Annotated in this window: 3 protein-coding genes and 1 pseudogene; all 4 read right to left on the reverse strand. The window is 60.0% G+C overall.

All coding sequences use genetic code 11. The features are described 5' to 3' along the window. Positions 1 to 1336: cellulose synthase catalytic subunit (locus tag EOA29_RS29505; protein WP_127221983.1), on the reverse strand; the 1336-nt coding region annotated here is incomplete at its 3' end. Further along, positions 1318 to 2547 (reverse strand): HlyD family efflux transporter periplasmic adaptor subunit, encoded by a 1230-nt coding sequence (locus tag EOA29_RS29510; RefSeq protein ID WP_126093376.1) that lies wholly within the window; start codon positions 2545 to 2547, stop codon positions 1318 to 1320. The genes EOA29_RS29505 and EOA29_RS29510, both read right to left, overlap by 19 nt. A gap of 409 nt (positions 2548 to 2956) precedes the next feature. Further along, positions 2957 to 3295, reverse strand: coding sequence for a hypothetical protein (locus tag EOA29_RS29515; RefSeq protein ID WP_125005859.1), 339 nt, complete (start codon positions 3293 to 3295; stop codon positions 2957 to 2959). A gap of 17 nt (positions 3296 to 3312) precedes the next feature. Continuing rightward, positions 3313 to 3424 (reverse strand): annotated as a pseudogene (locus tag EOA29_RS44080) (ATP-binding protein); the annotation flags it as partial.

Below are 3424 nucleotides of genomic sequence, written 5' to 3' on the forward strand. Positions count from 1 at the left end.
GCAGCATCCGGAAGGTGGAGAAGGCGCCGACAGCGCTCGAAACCACCGGCAGATAGCGCGTCGGCGTGATCCAGTGCATCAGCAGGAAATAGGCGACGAGAACAGGCAGCTGGTGGCTGACCAGATCGCCTGCTTCCGTGAAGAAGAGCGGAGGATACCCCGTCCAGAAATACATGGCAGGGACGATGAGGATCGCCAGGCGCACGAAATACTGCACGAGCCAGCTCACAGGCAGGAACATGATGCGCTGGAACAGGCTGAGACCCGGACCGCGAAGGGGTCCGTTGTGCACGAAAAGCGTCTGGATCCCGCCCTGGCACCAGCGTTGGCGCTGCACGAAATAGCCCTTCAGGTTTTCCGCGGCGAGCCCGATGGAAAGCCGCTCGTTGAGGTAGCGCGTCTTGTATCCCTTGTTCAGCATCGTCAGGGTCGTCAGCAGATCCTCGGTGATCGATTCCGTCGGAAAGCCGCCTATTGCCTCCAGTGCCGCGCGACGCGTGATCGAGCACGAACCACAGCAGAAGCTTATGTCCCAGGCATCCCTGCTGGCCGCCATCTCATCGAAAAAAAGGCGCTGTTCGTCAGGCCAGGACCGCTCCAGTCCGAGGTTGATCTGGACGGGATCCCTGTTGAAGAAATGCTGCGGCGTCTGCACGATGCCGATGCTGGGATCGGTGAAGAAAGGCAGTGTGCGTCGAAGAAAGTTCCGGTGTGCCACGAAATCCGCGTCGAACACTGCAACGAACTCGCCATCGCTCACCGTAAGGCCGTTGTTCATGTTGCCGGCCTTGGCGTGGGCATTATCCGGTCGGGTAACGTGGATTGCGCCCTTTTCTTCGCAGAACCGCCGAAGCCAATCCCGGCGCTGGTCGTCCAGGACGTATACTTTCAGCTTTTCCCCGGGATAGTGGAGGCCGAGCGCGCCAATGATGGTTCGCTCGAGCACGTCCAATGGTTCGTTGTAGGTCGGGATGAAGACGTCGACCGTCGGAAGCTCTTGCCGAGGCCGGCGGAAGAAATCGCTTGCGAGCGCATCCGCTTGGGCGCTGCGGTCGACATACCGGCTCATGATGATGAGGAAGAGCGTTATGTCGAAGAATGCGAGCAGTTCGATGCCATAGAGAAACCACACCCAATAGAAATCGAGGCCATCATCGGGATAGGGCAGCACGGTATCGGTGAGACGCCACCACAGATACCGGACAGCGACCGCGAAAACGATTGCGCAGGTGACGGTGCGCGCCCAGGTCTGGTACCGCGACCAGCCTTGGACGAAGATGAGGAAGAATGCCGCGACCAGAAAGGTCGGCGCCAGCGCTACCAGATACTGAACCATAGCCTCGTCAGCCACTGGGCCATCGTGAAGCTGCGCGTGTGGAAGCGGACCTGGACCGACCGCCCGACATGGCAGAAATTGCTGTAGTCGGTGTTGAGAGACGAGTTTGCGAGCGCCACCCTGATCCGGGCGTTGCGCCCTCTGCCGCTTGGAGGCATCGCCGCGAGTGTCGGCTCCTCTACCACCGCCGAATTGCCACGAACCGAAGTGACCTCACCGTCAATGACATTATCAGTCCCGAGGATGCGGACGTCCGCGGCTCGGCGCGGATAGATCTGGTCGAAATCGACCTCGGGAACCAGAATATCCACGAAAAGGTCGCGGCAATCGAGCACGCGCAGCAGTTCGTTTCCGGCGACGACGTTGGCTCCCGCAACGACGTTGTTACGCCAGATTACGCCGTTGAAGGGCATTGTCATGACCGCGCGTTCAAGGCTGTCGACCCGTCGCGCCTCCTCTGCCAGCTGCTTGGAAATCTCGCCCTGACGGGTGCGGCTTTCTGCGGCACGCGCATCGAGATCGGCGATCTGGATCGCCAACTCGTCCTGCCGCTGGTGCGAGTAAGGAACGTCGTTTTGCCCGTCCTCGAGAAAAACGCCTTGCCGCATCGCCTCCAGCTGCCGCTCCAGCCGTTTCAGGGTCAGGTGTTCGACTTCGACCTCCGCCGAGGCCGCGATCTCTGTCGCTTGCGCCTCGTCGACACTGCTCTGCGAAACGACGCCCCTCGCTATCAGCGCGGAATTGCGCTGGAGTTCCGCCGCACTCGCCGATCGCCGGGCCGCCAGCATCGTGATGCGTTGACGTGAAATCGCAATCTGCTGTTCGATGCTGTTGATCATCGCCTTGCTATAGGCATCGAAGCGTCGGCCCAATCTGGCACGCAGCGCCTCCAACTCGCTGCGCTGATTTTCGAGCGCCTGCACCCTGTTCCGCGTGGTCTCAAGTTCCGCGGCCAGCGATGTTTCGACGGCGCGATTCACCCGCTCGTTCCGGATCGTCAGCAGTACTGCATTTTCTGGCAGGTGCGTGCCGGTTTTCGGCGGCGTCTGCAGCACGGTGCCCTCGATCGGGGCCGAGATCTCGGCGAAACGCGCATTGATGGTGCCGTCGAGGCTGGTATATCCCGTGAGTCCAGGCAAGAGAGCAAGAACTGCGGCAACCAGCAGCAGGAACCCTACTGCAACTCGGACAAAGCGTTTGTTCCAAAACATGGGCGCCCACAAAACGATCTAACAGTCGTCATTGGTGACGGCACCCCTCGCCCGATCGCTACCTTAGCGCGCAACCGTTAACAATAACACTCCCGTTCAATGAGGGATTGGCGACAGAGGGAGGCTTGGCCTACGCAGACACGCCCTTGCGAACAGGGTTCGCGGACGGTCGGTGGCCTATCGGCGAGCTTGCGCGAAAAGGCGGCAGCTGCCGCCCCGCTGTGGGCCTTCTGGTGCTCGGGGCGATCATTCCGGATCTCGATCAGGTCGTTGCGGTGAACAGGAGACCCCCTGCGCCCTTAGGTCCGATCCTGCGGCACTGCTCGCCGGGGTAGCTATCGCCGAGCGTTCTTGCCAGCGGGTCTTCGTACTGAGCCCCGGTGAAGAGGTTGACTGACGGACAACTCGGTTAGTCCATCAAAAGCACCAAGGCGGGATGCAGCTTCTTCAGATTCGGCAATGATTTCGATTGCCAAGGGATGTCGGGCGTTCCACGCACGACGAGTCGAACATCGGGATGCTTGCGCACCTCGATGGTAAATTTCGCCAGCAGGTTGATACCGGACGAGTTGAGAAAGTGAAGGTCCTTCAAATTGAGCGTGATGGAAGCGGGATTTGAGGCAAGAACACTGGTCGCCAAAGCCGTGATCGGCGCACCGGCCTCGGAACTGGCAAGCCGCATTGCACCGTCGAAAAATATATCGCTTCCCTCAGTCCACACGCGGTAGTCGTCCGTCTTGATTTCCATAATCTGGCTTCGTTTCATTAGTTGTGAGTTTGCGAGATCGGTATGGAGGCATAAGTCTCCAGGCAGATCCGATCGTTTTCGTCGGCGGAGCTGAATATCCAGGCCAGGCGCGCGCCATAGTCGCTCATC

The sequence above is a fragment of the Mesorhizobium sp. M1E.F.Ca.ET.063.01.1.1 genome, from assembly GCF_003998155.1.
In the GTDB taxonomy this organism is placed as follows: Bacteria; Pseudomonadota; Alphaproteobacteria; order Rhizobiales; family Rhizobiaceae; genus Mesorhizobium.

Excerpts from the sequence above, each read along its gene's own strand:
- EOA29_RS29510 (WP_126093376.1), bottom strand. The coding sequence starts at position 2,547 with ATGTTTTGGAACAAACGCTTTGTCCGAGTTGCAGTAGGGTTCCTGCTG.
- EOA29_RS29515 (WP_125005859.1), bottom strand. The coding sequence starts at position 3,295 with ATGGAAATCAAGACGGACGACTACCGCGTGTGGACTGAGGGAAGCGAT.